General features: G+C 62.2%; 11 protein-coding genes. 1 reads left to right on the plus strand and 10 read right to left on the minus strand.

What is annotated here, in order from left to right; translation table 11 throughout:
- Positions 1 to 17 precede the first annotated feature (17 nt).
- Positions 18 to 2,378 (minus strand): tetratricopeptide repeat protein, encoded by a 2,361-nt coding sequence (locus KVQ82_RS13995; protein WP_222019191.1) that lies wholly within the window; start codon positions 2,376 to 2,378, stop codon positions 18 to 20.
- Positions 2,379 to 2,590: 212 nt separating this feature from the next.
- Here KVQ82_RS13995 and KVQ82_RS14000 point away from each other — a divergent pair, with 212 nt between their 5' ends.
- Entirely contained in the window at positions 2,591 to 3,265 is a 675-nt protein-coding gene (locus KVQ82_RS14000; RefSeq protein ID WP_222019192.1) for a DUF3313 domain-containing protein, read from the plus strand.
- A 107-nt stretch (positions 3,266 to 3,372) separates the two neighbouring features.
- Here the strand turns inward: KVQ82_RS14000 and KVQ82_RS14005 are convergent, their stop codons facing one another.
- The 9 genes from KVQ82_RS14005 to KVQ82_RS14045 form a co-directional block, all read right to left on the minus strand.
- Complete coding sequence (locus KVQ82_RS14005; RefSeq protein WP_222019193.1) at positions 3,373 to 5,877, minus strand: fused MFS/spermidine synthase; 2,505 nt, start codon at positions 5,875 to 5,877, stop codon at positions 3,373 to 3,375.
- 193 nt (positions 5,878 to 6,070) lie between these two features.
- Entirely contained in the window at positions 6,071 to 7,660 is a 1,590-nt protein-coding gene (locus KVQ82_RS14010) for an arylsulfatase (RefSeq protein WP_041066944.1), read from the minus strand.
- 75 nt (positions 7,661 to 7,735) lie between these two features.
- On the minus strand, positions 7,736 to 8,758 hold the full coding sequence (locus KVQ82_RS14015) for an HAD family phosphatase (RefSeq protein WP_222019194.1): 1,023 nt from the start codon (positions 8,756 to 8,758) through the stop codon (positions 7,736 to 7,738).
- Positions 8,755 to 10,188, minus strand: a complete 1,434-nt coding sequence (locus KVQ82_RS14020) for a hypothetical protein (RefSeq protein ID WP_222019195.1) — start codon at positions 10,186 to 10,188, stop codon at positions 8,755 to 8,757. Before KVQ82_RS14020 ends, KVQ82_RS14015 begins: the two co-directional genes overlap by 4 nt.
- Entirely contained in the window at positions 10,185 to 11,765 is a 1,581-nt protein-coding gene (locus tag KVQ82_RS14025) for a VWA domain-containing protein (RefSeq protein ID WP_222019196.1), read from the minus strand. The genes KVQ82_RS14020 and KVQ82_RS14025 overlap by 4 nt, the downstream gene beginning before the upstream one ends.
- Positions 11,766 to 12,758 carry a VWA domain-containing protein gene (locus KVQ82_RS14030; RefSeq protein WP_222019197.1) on the minus strand — a complete coding sequence of 331 codons (993 nt, stop codon included), beginning with the start codon at positions 12,756 to 12,758 and terminating at the stop codon, positions 11,766 to 11,768. It lies immediately after the preceding gene.
- Positions 12,745 to 13,323: a DUF4381 domain-containing protein gene (locus tag KVQ82_RS14035; RefSeq protein ID WP_222019198.1), complete on the minus strand. Its 579-nt coding sequence runs from the start codon at positions 13,321 to 13,323 to the stop codon at positions 12,745 to 12,747. The genes KVQ82_RS14030 and KVQ82_RS14035 overlap by 14 nt, the downstream gene beginning before the upstream one ends.
- Positions 13,320 to 14,255 (minus strand): DUF58 domain-containing protein, encoded by a 936-nt coding sequence (locus tag KVQ82_RS14040; protein WP_222019199.1) that lies wholly within the window; start codon positions 14,253 to 14,255, stop codon positions 13,320 to 13,322. Before KVQ82_RS14040 ends, KVQ82_RS14035 begins: the two co-directional genes overlap by 4 nt.
- Positions 14,252 to 15,232 carry a MoxR family ATPase gene (locus KVQ82_RS14045; RefSeq protein WP_222019200.1) on the minus strand — a complete coding sequence of 327 codons (981 nt, stop codon included), beginning with the start codon at positions 15,230 to 15,232 and terminating at the stop codon, positions 14,252 to 14,254. Before KVQ82_RS14045 ends, KVQ82_RS14040 begins: the two co-directional genes overlap by 4 nt.
- Positions 15,233 to 15,247: the final 15 nt, after the last annotated feature.

Genomic DNA, 15,247 nt, shown 5'->3' on the forward strand with positions numbered 1-15,247 from the left:
AGCTCCTACAGGGCGCTTTATTTCAGCGCCGGATCGCCCATGTTCATCTTCTTCCACCCCTGCAACAGCACCTGGGCCTTCGGCTCCTGGCCGTTCTCCAGGTAGTACTGGATCAGCGACAGCCGGGCATTGCGGTTCGCCGGTTGCACCTTGAGCAAACGCTCCAGCTCATCACACGCCTCGCTCACCTTGCCGCTGTCGTGCAACGCCACCGCCAGCACGTAACCGTATTGCGCGTTCTGCGGCTCCAGTTGCGCGGCTTTGTGCAGCGCGGTCATGGCTTCGGCAGTCTTGCCGGCGCGGATCAATGACAGGCCACGGGTGTGCTGCAGCAATGCAGCGTCGGGGTGCGCCTTGAGGCTGTCGTCCAGCAGGGTCTGCGCTTCCTGACCCCGACCATTGGCCTCCAGCCATTGCACCAGCGTCACCAGCGCCGGGTAGAAATCCGGATCGCGTTTGAGTGCGGTGCGCAGCAACCCTTCGACCTCGGCAGCACGGCCACTGGCCTGATACAGCATCGCCAGGTTCAGGTTGGCCTCGGCCCGTTCCGCGAGACTGTTCTGCACCGCCTCATATTCGGCAATCGCCGCATCCCAATGGGGCTGTGCGGCGCCGAGGCCGTTGTTGCGCGCCACGCTGAGCAGGTCCCGCGCCGCGACGATGCGCACGGCTTTCACCGGATCGCTGAGCAGCGGTGTCAGCAACGAGGCACGCTCGGCGGGCGGCAGGAAGGCACTGATGGCGCGCACCGCGCTTTCGCGAACCTGCGGCGCTGGATCTTTCAGATTCTGAGTCGCCAGTTTCAAAGCCTGATCACTCGGATACAGCGGCAGTTCAGTCAGCAACGTTGCTCGCTGAATCGCCGGCAGATCGCTGCGCTGCAATTGCTCATACAGAGCGTTTGCGGCGCCGGGCTGACCGTTGCGAATCAGCCACAGACTCTCGTCATAGCGCGGTGCCTGTGGGGTCGCCGCGGAGGCGTTCCACACCTTGAATTGCGCGGTGACCTTGTCACCGGCCTTGCCTTGGTGGCAGCTCAGACACGCGTCGGGCGTGCCGAGTTTTTGCGCGCGTTCCGGGTTGGGGATGCTGAAGCTGTGGTCATGGCGCCAGTCGTTGCCCATGTAGAACTTGCCGGGCATGTGGCAATCCACGCACTGCGAGCCGGGCTGGCCCGGGGTGTGGCGGGTGTGTTCGAAGGAGTCGTAGTTCTTCGCTTGCAGGCCCTTGCCATCGACACCTTCGACCGAGGTCTTGCCCGCCGTGTTGTGGCATTGCAGACACACCGCGTTGCCCGGCGCCTTGAGTTCGCTGCTGTGCGGGTTGTGGCAGTTGCTGCAGCGCACCCCTTTGTCGAACATTTTGCTCTGCAGAAACGAGCCGTGCTCGAACACCTCATCCTTGATCTTGCCGTCCAGTGCATACAATTCGCGGGTCAGGGTGCTGGGCAGGTAGTCGTCCATCAAGCGCTTGCCGACGGTGTAGCCATCACCCAACGGCGCACGGCGCGCATGGCAGCGGGCACAGGTTTCGATTTCGACGGTAGCATTCTTGTCCTTGAGGTCGACGGCAAAACCCTTGTGGATCAGGTCATCTTTTTTTTGCGTCCACTCCAGGTGATTCGAGGCCGGGCCGTGGCAAGCCTGACAGCCGACCCCGAGGCTGTTCCACTGGCTGTTGAACGTGTTGCTGGCCGCATCGAAATTGCGCTTGAAGCCAGTGGTGTGGCATTCGACGCACATGAAGTTGGCGTTCTGGCTGGGCTTGCTCCAGTGCAGCGGATTCTTGAAGTTCACGCCCTGACCGGGATAGAGGTGGAACCAGCGGTGTTTCTCGGTATCCCACGCCACACCCAGCGCCTGCAAACGGCCTTCGCCGACGTCGATCAGGTATTGCTGCAACGGTGCAATGCCGAAGGTGTAGGCGACTTTGAAGTCAGCGTTCTTGCCATCGATACCCGGCGTATTGACCCGAAACTGGTCGTCTTTGCGGGAGAACCGGGTGGTCTCGTTTTCGGCCCTGAAGGTGACGTTGTTGAAGTCGCCAAGCACGGTGTCGGCATTCGCTGGCTGCATCGCCAATTGGTGATGCGAGCCTTGCCAGTCCTTGACCTGTTCGGTGTGGCAGCCCTGGCATTGTTGCTCATCGACCATGCTGGCGGGCTTCTGTGCCACTGGTTGCGGTCTGGCGACGACAGGCGCCGCCGCGCTGATGGGCGGGGCCGTGTACGGCGCGGGCGCAGCGCTGAACAGAAACCAGCCAATGCCCGCCACAGCGGCCAGCAGCACGCCAATAGTGAGAGGGAACAGAAAACGCGAAAGGGACGGTCGGGACGAATCAGGTTCAGGCGGTGCGACTTTATTTTTATGCTTGGGCATTACGACTTCCGTGGTCAGATGCATTGGCCTGCTGGCATGCGTTCAAGCTCGATGCAGCTTTGCCGGATGCCCGGCGTCTGTCAAACGTCAGTTGTGACAGACGCCCGGTGTTGTGTGAATTTTCTGGTTTTCAGCGCAATTGCCGCGGTTTTAGCTATACCTGTAACTCCCCCCAACGCAATACATTCAGGCCTTCTGACAGGAGTTACAGCATGAAGCTAGCAGTAATGATGGGCACCCTCTGCATTGCCACCCTTGGCGTGGTGGGTTGCTCCAGCAAAACCGTCGCTCCCGATGAGTATTCCGGCTTTCTCAAGGACTACAGCCAGCTCAAGGAGGCCAAATCGCCGTCCGGTGCCGAGGTGATGCGCTGGATCGATCCGAAGGTGGATATCAGCAAGTTCACCAGCGTGTACATCGAGCCGACCCAGCTCTATCCAAAGCCGCAACCGACCGCGAAGATTTCCCAACAGACCCTCAACGGCATCACCTCCTATTACGATCAGGCGCTCAAGCGTGAAATCAGCAAGGATCTGCCGTTGGCCAACGGCCCTGGCCCTGGCGTGATTGTGGTGCGTGCGGCCATCACTGCTGTGAGCAGCAAGACCGAAGGCCTGCACGCTTATGAAGTGATCCCGGTGGCTCTGGTGGCGGCAGCCGTCAGCACTGCCAGCGGTATCCGCGATCAGGAAACCACGCTGGCCACCGAAGCGGTGTTCCTCGACGGTGCGAGCAACAAGGTCGTGGCGCAGGTGGTGCGCAAAGGCACCGGCAAACCGTTGGAGAACGACACGCAAGCCATGAAGTCCACTGACGTCAAACCGGTGATTGATGGCTGGGCCAATGACATGCATCAGATGTATCTGAAGCTCAAGGCCAGCAAATAACCCGGGGCCTCTGTAGGAGCTGCCGCAGGCTGCGATCTTTTGACTTTGATTTTTTAAAAACAAGATCAAAAGATCGCAGCCTGCGGCAGCTCCTACAGATGGCAGCATTACTGCCCGGTAAACCAGCGGAAGTACGGGTTGCCGCCATCCCCGCGCATCACCTCACGCATATCTCGTCCCCACGCATCCCGATCCCCGTCATACGCATGCAGGCTGGCGCGGTAGAACTGCATCAGGCGCTGACGGTGTGTCTCCAGTCGCTCAGTGAACCCGGCATCGGCATTCACCAGTGGTGGTGGCTGATACAAGTCCAGCAGTGCCGGCAATACCCGAGTGATTTCCTTGCTGCGCACCCACGGCGCGTATTCGATCCGGGGCTGATCGTCCGTGACCGCCGGAGCATTGGCTGCGAAACGTTCAAGGCCTGCGCGGTCGGTGACCCAGGTCGCGAGCAACGCGGCCGCCGAGCCAATCCCGACATCCTGCAAAGTGCTGCGCACGCTGGCCTGCTGGAAGCGCTCGGTGATTTTCGCCGCGTCCAGTTGCATCGGCTGCAGCGAACCGACCAGCAGCATCTCGTGGAACTCGCTGGTCCACAGCGAGGCATACGGGAACACGTCGAGGAAGCTGCGTACCAGTGCGCGCGAGTCGTCGATGTTCTGGGTCGGCAACGGTAACCACTGCGCGACGATGCCGTGTTGCTCCAGCCGACTGGCCGCCAACTGATAGAAGTCTCGCGAGTACAGATTGACCACGCCGGCTGCCGACGGCGGTGGCGGTTCGAGGGTGATCAGGTCGTAAGTCTGCGGGCTGCGCAACAGTTCCTGGCGGCCATCGCGCAGGCGCACATCGACGCCCGGATCGCTGGCGGCGTTGAAGTTGCCCTTGAACAGGGGCGCCGCCTTGACCACCGACGGTAACAACTCGGCAACCACCCGATGTTCCAGGCCCGGATAGCGCAGCAGGGCGCCAGCGGTGATGCCAGTGCCGAAACCGATCACCAGTGTCGAACGTGGCTCGCCGTTGTGGATCAGCAACGGCAGCAGGGCCTGGATGCGCATGTAGCGCAGCGACGGCATGGCATCGCCGGTGTTCGACACACCTTGAATGTACAGGCGGTGGAAGGTGTTTTCACCACGGCCCTGAGCGACCACCGCCACGGTGCCGCCTCGGCCTTCCTCGTAGAACGCCAGCGTGCCGTTGCGCGCACCGGGCAGCAGACGGGCAAGTTTGTCCACCGGAGTCAGCACGGCGAGTGCTATCGACACGAGCCCCAGCGCGACTACCGCTTGACGCCGGCCTTTTTTGACGTGATGGCCCTTGCGTACGGCCACGTAGCCGATGCCGGCCGCGATGATTGCCAGCAGGCCTAGCGTACGCACCAGCCCCAGCAGCGGAATCAGCAGAAAACCGCAGAGCATCACGCCGACGATCCCGCCCAGCGTATTGAACGCGACCACGGCACCGACATCGCGCCCGACGCGTTCACGTCCCACGCTCAAGCGCAGTGCCAGCGGAAACGCCGCGCCGAGCAACAGCGTCGGGACGAACACGATGCTCAGTGCCGCCACTGCAAAACGCGCGCTCATGCCGGCCAGTTCGCTCGCGCCGAACGTCAGCACCCAGTACTCGGCCTGACTTTGCGCCAACACCAGCCAACGCCCGAGCACAGCAATTTCCAGCAAAGCGATGAGCCCGGCACCGGCTATCAGCAGACCGAACACGCCCCACGGATCGCGAATGCGCTCGACGCGACGAGCGAGCAGAGTGCTGCCGATGAACAGTCCGGTCAGGTATGTGGCGAGCACCACGGCAAACGCGTAGGTGCGGGTGCTCATGAACTGCACGATCGACTGCGACCAGACCACTTCATACCCCAGCGCCACGCCGCCAGCGATGGCGTATAACCACAGGGCGGTGCGGTCTGCGGCTTTCCCGGTGTGAGCTTTGACGGGGGCTGCAACTGGCGTCGGACGCTGACGTTGCAGCCACAGCGCAGCGGTTGCGGCCAGCAGATTGAGCATTGCGGCAAACAGCGCACTGCCGCGCACGCCGAGGGTGGCGATCAGCACGAACGCGGCGAGCAGGGTGCCGACAATTGCGCCGAGGGTGTTGGCCGCATACAGCTGACCGCCGGCCTTGCCCGGATCAGCCGCCAGCGAGCGCACCAGCACCGGCAGTGTGCCGCCCATCAACACCGCCGGAATGCCTACTAGCGCGAATGGCAACAGCCAGGCCAGCAGGCCGACATGGCTTTGCAACCTGGCAAACGGGCTCGCCGCCAGGCTCATCGCAACCGTGGCGCCAACGCCAAGAATCGCCACCAGCACTTCCAGTCCGGCATAGAGCAGCACCGGTTGCTGCAAGCGATCAGCCCAGCGTCCGAACAGCCAGCCGCCGATGGCCAGCCCGGCGAAAAAGGCGCTGATGCCGGTGGTGATGGCGTAGACCTCGACGCCGACCACCAGCGACAACTGCTTGATCCATAGCACCTGATACACCAGCGCGGCGGCGCCGGAGGTGCACAATAGCAGGGCAGGGATCAGCAGCGCCGGGGTGGCGGCTTGCGCGGTGGGTATGGCCGACGGCTTGCTGGCGATACGTGAGGACATGCGGACTGCCTTATTTCAATTCAGAAAATGCTGTGACGGTGCCGGCCTCTTCGCGAGCAGGCTCGCTCCCACACTGGACTTGTGTCCACCACAAATCCCCTGTGGGAGCGAGCCTGCTCGCGAATGGGCCGACACGGTCCCAAGTTGGAAACAGGGCCGCCCGCCGATGAGGGCGGGCGGCAGTTCAACGGTGTTACTGTGCAGCCGGAGCCGCTTTGATTTTTTCTGCGATCTTGGCGTCAACCGCAGCACGGATCTGGTCGATGCTGAAGCTGGCCGGTTTCTGGCTTGGCGGGTACTCGATGAAGGTCTGCAGGAACTTCGCAGACTTGGTCACCGCTACGCCGGCCAGATAGACGTTCTTGGTGTTCCAGTCATAGAACTGGTCAGACACCACATCCGCCCGCTCATACGGATCCATCCGCAGGTTGAGGATTTTCGGCACGCGCAGGCACACGAACGGCTCGCTCCAGACCCGGAAACCGCCCGGCTGGCGCTGTTCGCAGAACACCACTTTCCAGTTGTCGAAGCGCATCGAGACCAGCATGCCGTCGTCGTTGAAGTAGTAGAACTCGTTGCGCTCGCCTTTGGGCTGCTGGCCGGTCAGGTAGGGCAACTGGTTGTAGCCGTCCAGATGCACTTTGAAGCTGGTACCACCGGAAGTCGGCGCCCAGCCCTTGAGCAGTTTGTCTTTCACGTCGGCATCGCCGGCAGCAGCGAGCAGGGTCGGGAACCAGTCCATCCCCGAGAACATCTCGTTGGAGACTTCGCCGGCCTTGATCTTGCCGGGCCAGCGGACAATCGCCGGCACCCGGTACGCGCCTTCCCAGTTGGAGTTCTTCTCGTTGCGGAACGGCGTGGTCGCCGCGTCCGGCCAGGAGAACTGGTTCGGGCCGTTGTCGGTGGTGTAGACCACGATCGTGTTGTCGGCGATTTTCAGGTCATCGATGGTTTTCAGCAGTTTGCCGACATCGGCATCGTGCTCGAGCATGCCGTCCGCATATTCGTTGCCGGGCATGCCGCTCTGGCCCTTCATCGAATCACGTACATGGGTGAACACGTGCATGCGCGTGGTGTTCATCCAGACGAAGAACGGCTTGTCGGCCTTGGCCTGTTTCTCGATGAACGCTTGTGCGGCGGCAGTGGTTTCGTCGTCGATGGTTTCCATGCGCTTGGTGGTCAAGGCGCCGGTGTCTTCGATCTTGCCGTCGGCGAAGCTGTGGATCACCCCTCGCGGGGTATTGGCCTTGACGAATTCGGCATCGTCCTTGGGCCAGTACGGACGCTCTGGCTCTTCCTCGGCGTTGAGGTGATACAGGTTACCGAAGAACTCGTCGAAACCGTGGTTGGTCGGCAGGTACTCATCGCGGTCACCCAGGTGGTTCTTGCCGAACTGCCCGGTGGCATAACCCAGACCCTTGAGCGCCTGGGCGATGGTGATGTCGCGTTTTTGCAGGCCGACCGGAGCGCCGGGAATCCCGACCTTCGACAGACCTGTACGCAGTGGCGTCTGGCCGGTGATGAACGACGATCGTCCGGCGGTGCAGCTGTTCTCCGCGTAGTAGTCGGTGAACATCATGCCTTCTTTGGCAATCCGGTCGATGTTCGGGGTCTTGTAGCCAACCACGCCCATGGAATAGGCGCTGATGTTGGTCTGGCCGATATCGTCGCCGAAGATCACCAGAATGTTGGGTTTCTCAGCCGCTGTGGCGGTTGCCGACAGCGCCATCACCGAGGTTGCCACCAGGGCGAGTTTCGGTAGCCACTTGCGTATGCGAGTCATCTGACTTGCTCCTTTTGCGCGGGGGTGTCGCTTGCTGCGACTTACGTTTACTGCAGTCCTGCGTCACGCTTTTTCTTATTGCACCTGCTCGTTTGCCGGTGGATCGTACGGGTAGATCCGGCGCCATTCGGTCGCCATGTCGACCACGGTCCAGCCACGGGAATTTGCTTCGTCGAGGGCTTTGTCGAGCCGCCCGATATCGGATTTTCGGTCATAGGCCCACTCGCGTCTGGCGTCGGTGTGATGCACCAGCCCCATGAAGCGTTTGCCGGGCCCGGCAGCCGTCCACTGCAGCATCTGCAGGTCGCCGTCGGAATTGCCGAACGCGAGGATCGGGCGTTTGCCGATCACCGCATCAATGCTCTCCGGTTTGCCCGGGCCGTCGTCGTTGTGCGCCAGTTTTGGCGTGCGCAGGATCGAGGCCTGGCCGTCCTTGAACTGGAACGCGGTGACGAACGTGGTGCCGATCACCTGTTCCGGCGGAATGCCGTAGACCTTTTCGGCAAAGGCGCGCATGAAGCCGGTGTCGCCGCCGGAAACGATGTAGGTCTTGAAGTCCTGGCTGCGCAGGTAGTCGAGCATTTCCAGCATCGGCTGGAAGATCATTTCGGTGTAGGGCTTGCCGGTCTTCGGATGCCGCGCCTGACTCAGCCAGGTCTTGGCGTAATCGTCGAAAGCCTCGGTGGTCATGCCGGTGTGGGTGGCACCGAAGATCTTGATAATCCCGTCCATGCCGGCGGCGGCGAGTGCCTTGTGGTCATTTTCCAGCACCGCTTTGAATGGCTGAGTGGTTTTCCATTCCGGATGCTGTGACGCATTGCGCTTGACCTCGTCGAGGGCGAACAGCAACTCGAAATACATCGGCTGCTCGCTCCACAGGGTGCCGTCGTTGTCGAACACGGCAATGCGATCGGCGGGTTTGACGAAGTCTTTGCCGGACTGATCGGTGACGGCTTGCACAAACTCGATGATGTGTTTTTTGGCTGGGCCGTCGTTCCATGACGGCAGTGGCTCGCTGGCCTGGGCCAGCAGTGGCAATGCCAGCGCAAACACCAGCGCAAGGCTGAAACGTTGACGCTGCTGCGGTGGATTGGTCATGGGAATTCCCTTTCCTGAACAGGGTTGAGTGGGCGCAGGGCCGACGCCGGTTTGTGCGCCTTTTGTTCGGCCTGACTGTGAAGCGTAGTCAACGATTCATGTAGTTGAGCAAGTGTTTGTGCAGTCTGCGGATCACGTCCGTAAAGTCCGCGCAACAGGCCCTGCAAACGCGGGCCGGCATTCACCAGTCGCAGCCCGAGGCGACGGCGGCGCAGCCACAGATACACCGCGCTCAATTGCGCCGGCCGAGTCAACAATTGCGGTTTGATCTGCTGCCAGGCGAAGTCCGCCGATTGCTCCCAGGCCAGTTGCCGCGCGTGCTTGCGTGCCAGCCATTGGCGCCGGGCGCGCAGCACAACAGGGTGCAGCCAATATCCAGCACCGCCGAAGACACCGAAGAGCGCCAGCCACAGCAGCCAGCGTGCGGAGACGTGCACATTGTCGCGGCCAAGCTGCCTGAGATCATCGGTGATCGAAAACACCGGTTGGTAGTGGCTGTTGACGGCGGCTTCGAAGGTCATGGCCGGGACTTGCGCAGTCCGGCTCTGCCGGGTTTTGACATCCCACCATTTCACGGCGATGGCTGGCAGGGTGTAGGTACCCGCCTTGTCGATGCGGTAGGTGACAGTGTCGATCCGCTGACCACCGAGCACGTTGCCGCGGCCATCATCCAGACGGCTGACTTGTGGGGTCTGCGGATAACGACTCAGACCGGCTACCTCACCCAGTGGCGGAACCGGCAGCGCCATCGCCAGTGCGTCATCGGCCTGCAGGGTCAGTTGGCGGGTCACGCTGTCGCCGGTTTTCAACGGGGTTGCCGAGTTGATCAGGCTTTGGTTCAGGCGCACATCGCTGGCCACCAACGGCGTTTCTCCGGGTTGAAAGCCTGGCGGCTGGGCGGCACTGAAGTGCAAGGGTTGGCTGTGTGCATTGATTGCATTGCTCGCCTGACCCGGTGTCGCAGAGACCGTCAACGGCGGGATGTCGAAGCGGCGGGCGACATTCGGGGTGATCAGGTAGCTGTAGCGCAAGCCGCTGAAGGATTGTCCGTCGATCGTCTGATTCAGGTGCTGGGCGCGGCCATCGGGCGGCGTCACCAGGGCGCCGTCGAGTTTCAGTTCGGGCAGAGTCGCGGCGCTGGTGAACCAGGTGTCGGTGAGCACGTCGACTTGCAGCTCGACCAGTCCGCCGACCATCACGCCTTCGGCGGGTTGCAGGTGGGCGTGGATTTTCAGTTGGGGTTCGGCGGCAGAGGCATTCAGGCTGAGCAAGCTGGTTATGAGCAAGGTGCAGATTTTTTTGCCGGCAGATCTGGCCTCATCGCTGGCAAGCCAGCTCCTACAGGGGGTGTCTGTGTTATCGCCAATCGAGTTAACAGCGCAAAACCTTGTGGGAACTGGCTTGCCAGCGATGAAGCCAACCCGGTTCATGGTTTCGCCCCCGTTTGATCCTGCAAGCTGAATTTCTGCTTGAGAAACTTCGCCGGCGAGGTGCTCAGGTTCTGCAGCCACAACGCGTCGGACGCTGCCTGTTCGGTCTCGACTTTTTTGCTCTGACCCTTGCCCGGCGCCTTGTCGAATTTCACTTCATCCGGTTTGGTCTCGGGGGCATTTTTTTCGGCGCTGTCGGTGTCCTTGAGCAACGCCTGCGCCAGCGCCAGATTGGCCGTGGCCTCGGGAAATTGCGGTTGTCTTTGCAGGGCCTGGGTGTAAGCGGCAATCGCCTGATCGAACTTGAAACGCCGCACGTAAATGTTGCCCAGGTAGAACCACGCTTGCGCCGTGTCCAGCCGGGCAAAGGTCGCCAGTGCGAGGTCGTAATCTGCTGCGTGATAGGCCGCCACGCCTTTCCAGTACGGATCGACAAACAGCGCCGCCGCTTGCGGCCAATGCTCATGCTCGGCGGCCCAGCGCCCTTGTTGATCGCGGGTGAAGAATGCATCGGTCAGTGCACTGGCCTGGGCTGGCGCGGCGGGCCAGCCAAGGCTTGTGGCCAACAGCAGCGCCGGTACCCAGTTGACGCTCCAGCCCTTGCGCACACCGAGCAGCGCCAACAATAGAAGGGGCCAGCACAACCAGTAACCAGCGTCCTTCCAGTGCAATTGCTGTTGTTCGGCGCTGGCACTCTGGAAGTGTTGTTGCGCGTGCAGCTCGATCCAGTCCAGATCATCGTCGTCGAGGGTGAGGCTGCCCAGCGGCGCGTCGAGGACGGCGGCCAATTGCTTGAGTGCTGCCGGATCGAAACGGCCGAGCAGCGGGCGCCCGTTGCTGTCGACTGCCGGTTGGCCGTTGGCGCCCTGAATCACGCCGCCATCCGGGTTGCCGACTGCGAGTACCAACACCTGCAACTGGCTGTCATCGAGTTGTTTGTCGAGGCCATCGAATTGCGCGGTGTCGGCACCGTCGGTGATCAGCAGCAGGCTGCCCGGGGTTTTCTCGGCACGGAGCAGGCGTTTGGCCTGCTCGATGACCGCGCTGACGTCCTTGCCGGGTTTGTCGATGAGGCCAGTGCCCAGCGCCTGAATGAAGGTGTCGAGCAATGCCGGATCTTCGGTCGGCGGCAACACCAGATGCGCGCTGCCGGCATAGGCGATCAGCGCGGTGCGGGCGCCGGCGCGACGCTGGATCAGGTCGTGGAGTTTGTGCTTGGCAGCTTCCAGCCGCGTCGGCTGAACGTCGTTGGCGTCCATCGACGGCGACAGGTCCATGGCGACGATCAGCGGCGCACGATTCTCCAGAAAGTCCGGGCGATCCTGCTCCCAGGTCGGCCCGGCGGCGGCAATGGCGCCGATGAGCAGCATCGCGCATAGCCAATGCACCGGGCGCAGGTGCTGCTGATCCTTTGGCGTGACCAGCAGATGTGGCAGCAAATGTTCGGCGATGTTGTTGCGTAGCCGGCGCTGCAGGTCGCGGCTGCGGCGCCAGAGCAGCGGCAGCAGCGCGGCGAACAGCGCGAGCAGCAACCACAGAGGACGCAGGAAGTGGAAATCACCGAGATTGATCTCCATTCAGGCCTCCTGCCGCTGGCGGGCAAGCGCCAGGCGCGGGCGTAGCAGGGCACCGAGGTGATACAGCGCCAACAAACCCAGTGCCGCGCCCAATGGCCAGTGGAACAGCTCGCGTTGTGGCTGATGACTGAGGGTTTTCACCTGATGCGGCGTGAGGCGGTCGAGGGTGGTGTAGACCTGATCCAGTGCTGCGCGGTCTTCGGCGCGGAAAAACTGCCCGCCTGTGGTCTGGGCGATCTGTTGCAGCCCGCGCAGATTGACCTGCGCCTCGCCGGAAGCCGTCGGGTCGCCGATGCCGATGGTATGAATGACCACTCCTTTGTTGGCGGCCATTTCGGCGGCGTGATCAGGAGTGATCGCACTGCTGGTATCGTTGCCGTCGGTGAGCAGGATCAGCACTTTCTGCTGCTCGTGGGCCTGGTCGAGCAGTTTCAGACTCAAGCCGATGGCGTCACCGATGGCAGTGTTCGGCCCGGCCATGCCGATGCCGGTATCGGTCAGCAACAGCGACAGGCTGGCGTGATCAAGGGTCAGCGGCGCCTGCGGATAGGCGCCGCTGCCGAACACGATCAGGCCGATGCGGTCGTCCGTGCGCTTGTCGATGAACCCTTGCACCACCTGTTTGACGGCGGCGAGGCGATTGATTTTCTGGCCGTCGGCATTGCTGAAATCTTCGGTTTCCATCGATTGCGAGATGTCGATGGCGAGCATCAGGTCGCGCACCGGTTGCTGGCGCTCGATGGGTTTTTCAACGAACACCGGGCGCGTAGCGGCGAGCAGGATCAACATCCACACCAACAGATTCAGCAACCGTTGCCAAGGGTTCTGACGATTGCCGACCCGGCTCGGCGCTTCCCCGACGGCGCGGCTCATGGCGCCGAAAAACGGCACGCGCACGGCGCTGCGGGCTTCCTGATACGCCGGCAGATAACGCAAGGTCAGCCACGGCAGCGGCAACAGCAGCAACAACCACGGGTAATCAAGCTGCCACATGATGATGCTCCACCCAGTACTGGCAGGCGTCGAACAACGCCTGGCGCTGCTCGGCGGGGAGGGCGCGCAGGGTGGCGTCGGGGGCGTAGGCGAGTTGGCCGAGTTGGGCGCTGAAATCGCCGGGCAGTTTCTTTTTACTGTGCTGCTGCAAAAAGGCCTGCCACTCCGATCTCCCCAACGCCGCCACCCCTTTAGGATCTGCCGAAGGCTGCGATCTTTTGATCTTGTTGTTTAAAGGCAACGTCAAAAGATCGCAGCCTTCGGCAGCTCCTACAGGGCGGTGTTTCAGGGGCATCGAAAGGGCCACGCGTTTGAGCAGTTCGGGCAACTCGCGCAGGGCATTCAGATCATCACTGCGCTCACGCAACTGCGCCAGCCGCACCAGCGCTTCGCGCCGATACTGATCCCGTCGCCACTGCACATAACGGCGCACGCCAACCATCAACGCCAGCACAACCAACAACGCCAGCAACAGCCACCAGCCCCAGGTCTGCGGCGCATAACTCACCGGCGCCGGCAGGCTCAGTTCCTTGAGCTGGCTGATGTCGGGGATATTCGGGTTCATCGCCGTGGGCCGGCAGACTTGCCAAGCTCGGCGCGCAATTGCGCGTGGGCCTCTTCGGCGGTGCTGAACATCATCAGCGGCACCTGACTGCGGCGCAGCAGGGTGGCGACGTCCTTAAGGCGGCCACCGAGATAATCACCCAACGGCTGATGCACACTGCGTTTCTCGACAGCCAGTTCCACCTGCAATTGGCCTTGGGTGACCAGCAGCCGGCCATCACTCGGCAGCTTCAAGGCCAGTGGATCGTAGACTTGCAGGGCAATCACGTCGTTATGCGCGCGCAGTTGCCGCATCAATTGCAAGGTGCGTTCACCCGCCCCGGCGAAGTCGCTGACGATGCAGATCAAATGGTCATGCCCGGCCAGCGCCAGGCAACGCTGCAAGGCCTTGTCCAACTGGTCCTCGTCTTCGGCGTCGGGATTGGCGGCGTTCAGCGCCTGATTCTGTTGCGCCACGTGGCTGAGCAAGGCCTCGACCCGTTTGCGGCTGCGCAACGGCGCGATGCTGTCGATGCGTTGATCGTTGAACACCAGACCGCCCACCCGGTCACCGGCGTTGAACACCATCCAGGCCGCCAGTGCGCCGAGTTCAGCGGCGAGGGCAGATTTGAAACTGCGTTGCGAGCCGAAGAACATCGACATGCGCTGATCGACCACGATCAACGCCGGGCGATCGCGCTCTTCAGTAAAAGTGCGGACCACCGGTTTGCCGGTGCGCAGCGAAGCGCGCCAGTCGAGGTGACGTAAATCATCACCGGGCTGGTAGCGGCGCAGCTCATCGAAGTTCAAGCCACGGCCGCGCAAGCGCGAAGCGTGGTTGCCAGCAAGAATGCTGCCCTGGGGCTGGCGCGCCAGAAAACTCAGGTCACGGGCCTTGAATTCCAGCGCCATCAATTGCGCCAGAGAAACGTAGACCAGACCGTCCGTGTTCATGCCGGAATCGCCACTTTATCCAGCAAACGGTCGAGCACCTGATCGGCAGTCACGCCCTCCGCGACCGCGTCGTAGCTCAATTGCAGGCGATGACGCAGCACCGGGTGCACCACCGCGCGCACGTTATCCGGCGAGACGAAATCCTGGCCCTGCAACCACGCGTCGGCCCGCGCGCAACGATCCAGGCCGATGCCGCCACGGGGACTGGCACCGATGCTGATCCAGCGTCCGAGGTCTTCGTCGTAATCGGCCGGGTGGCGAGTGGCGTTGATCAGGTCGATCAGGTAGCGGTCGATGGCCGGTGATACGTGCACCGCGCTGACCTCCTTGCGCGCGGCGAAGATCACTTCCTGTGACAGGCTGAAGCCCTTGCTCGGCGCGGTGTTCGCGCCTTGGGCAAACTCCTCGGCGCGCAACAGGCGTAGCACCTGGCTTTCATTGTCGGCGCTGGGGTAATCCAGCAGCACCTTCATCAGGAACCGGTCCATCTGCGCTTCCGGCAACGGATAAGTGCCTTCCTGCTCGATCGGGTTTTGCGTGGCGACCACAATGAACAGCTCCGGCAGCACATGACTGGTGCCGGCCACGGTAATCTGCCGTTCTTCCATGGCTTCCAGCAGCGCCGCCTGCACCTTGGCCGGGGCGCGGTTGATCTCGTCGGCGAGGATCAGATTGCCGAACAGTGGGCCGGGCTGGAAGCGGATCTCATTTTGCCCGGCGACCTGATGCAGCACTTCGGCGCCGGTGATGTCCGAGGGCAGCAAGTCGGGGGTGAACTGGATGCGGCTCATCTTCGCGTCCAGATGCGTGGCCAGCGCCTTGACCGTGCGCGTCTTGGCCAGCCCCGGCAGGCTTTCCAGCAGCAAATGCCCGTTGGCCAGCAGGCCAAGGAGGATCTGCCGAATGACCTGATCCTGGCCGAGTACGGCTTCAGCGATGCTTGCTTGCAGGGCGTTGAGGTCGGTGAGTGCGGTCATGGGACAGTCCTTGGT

The organism is Pseudomonas sp. AO-1, assembly GCF_019775695.1.
In the GTDB taxonomy this organism is placed as follows: Bacteria; Pseudomonadota; Gammaproteobacteria; order Pseudomonadales; family Pseudomonadaceae; genus Aquipseudomonas; species Aquipseudomonas parakoreensis.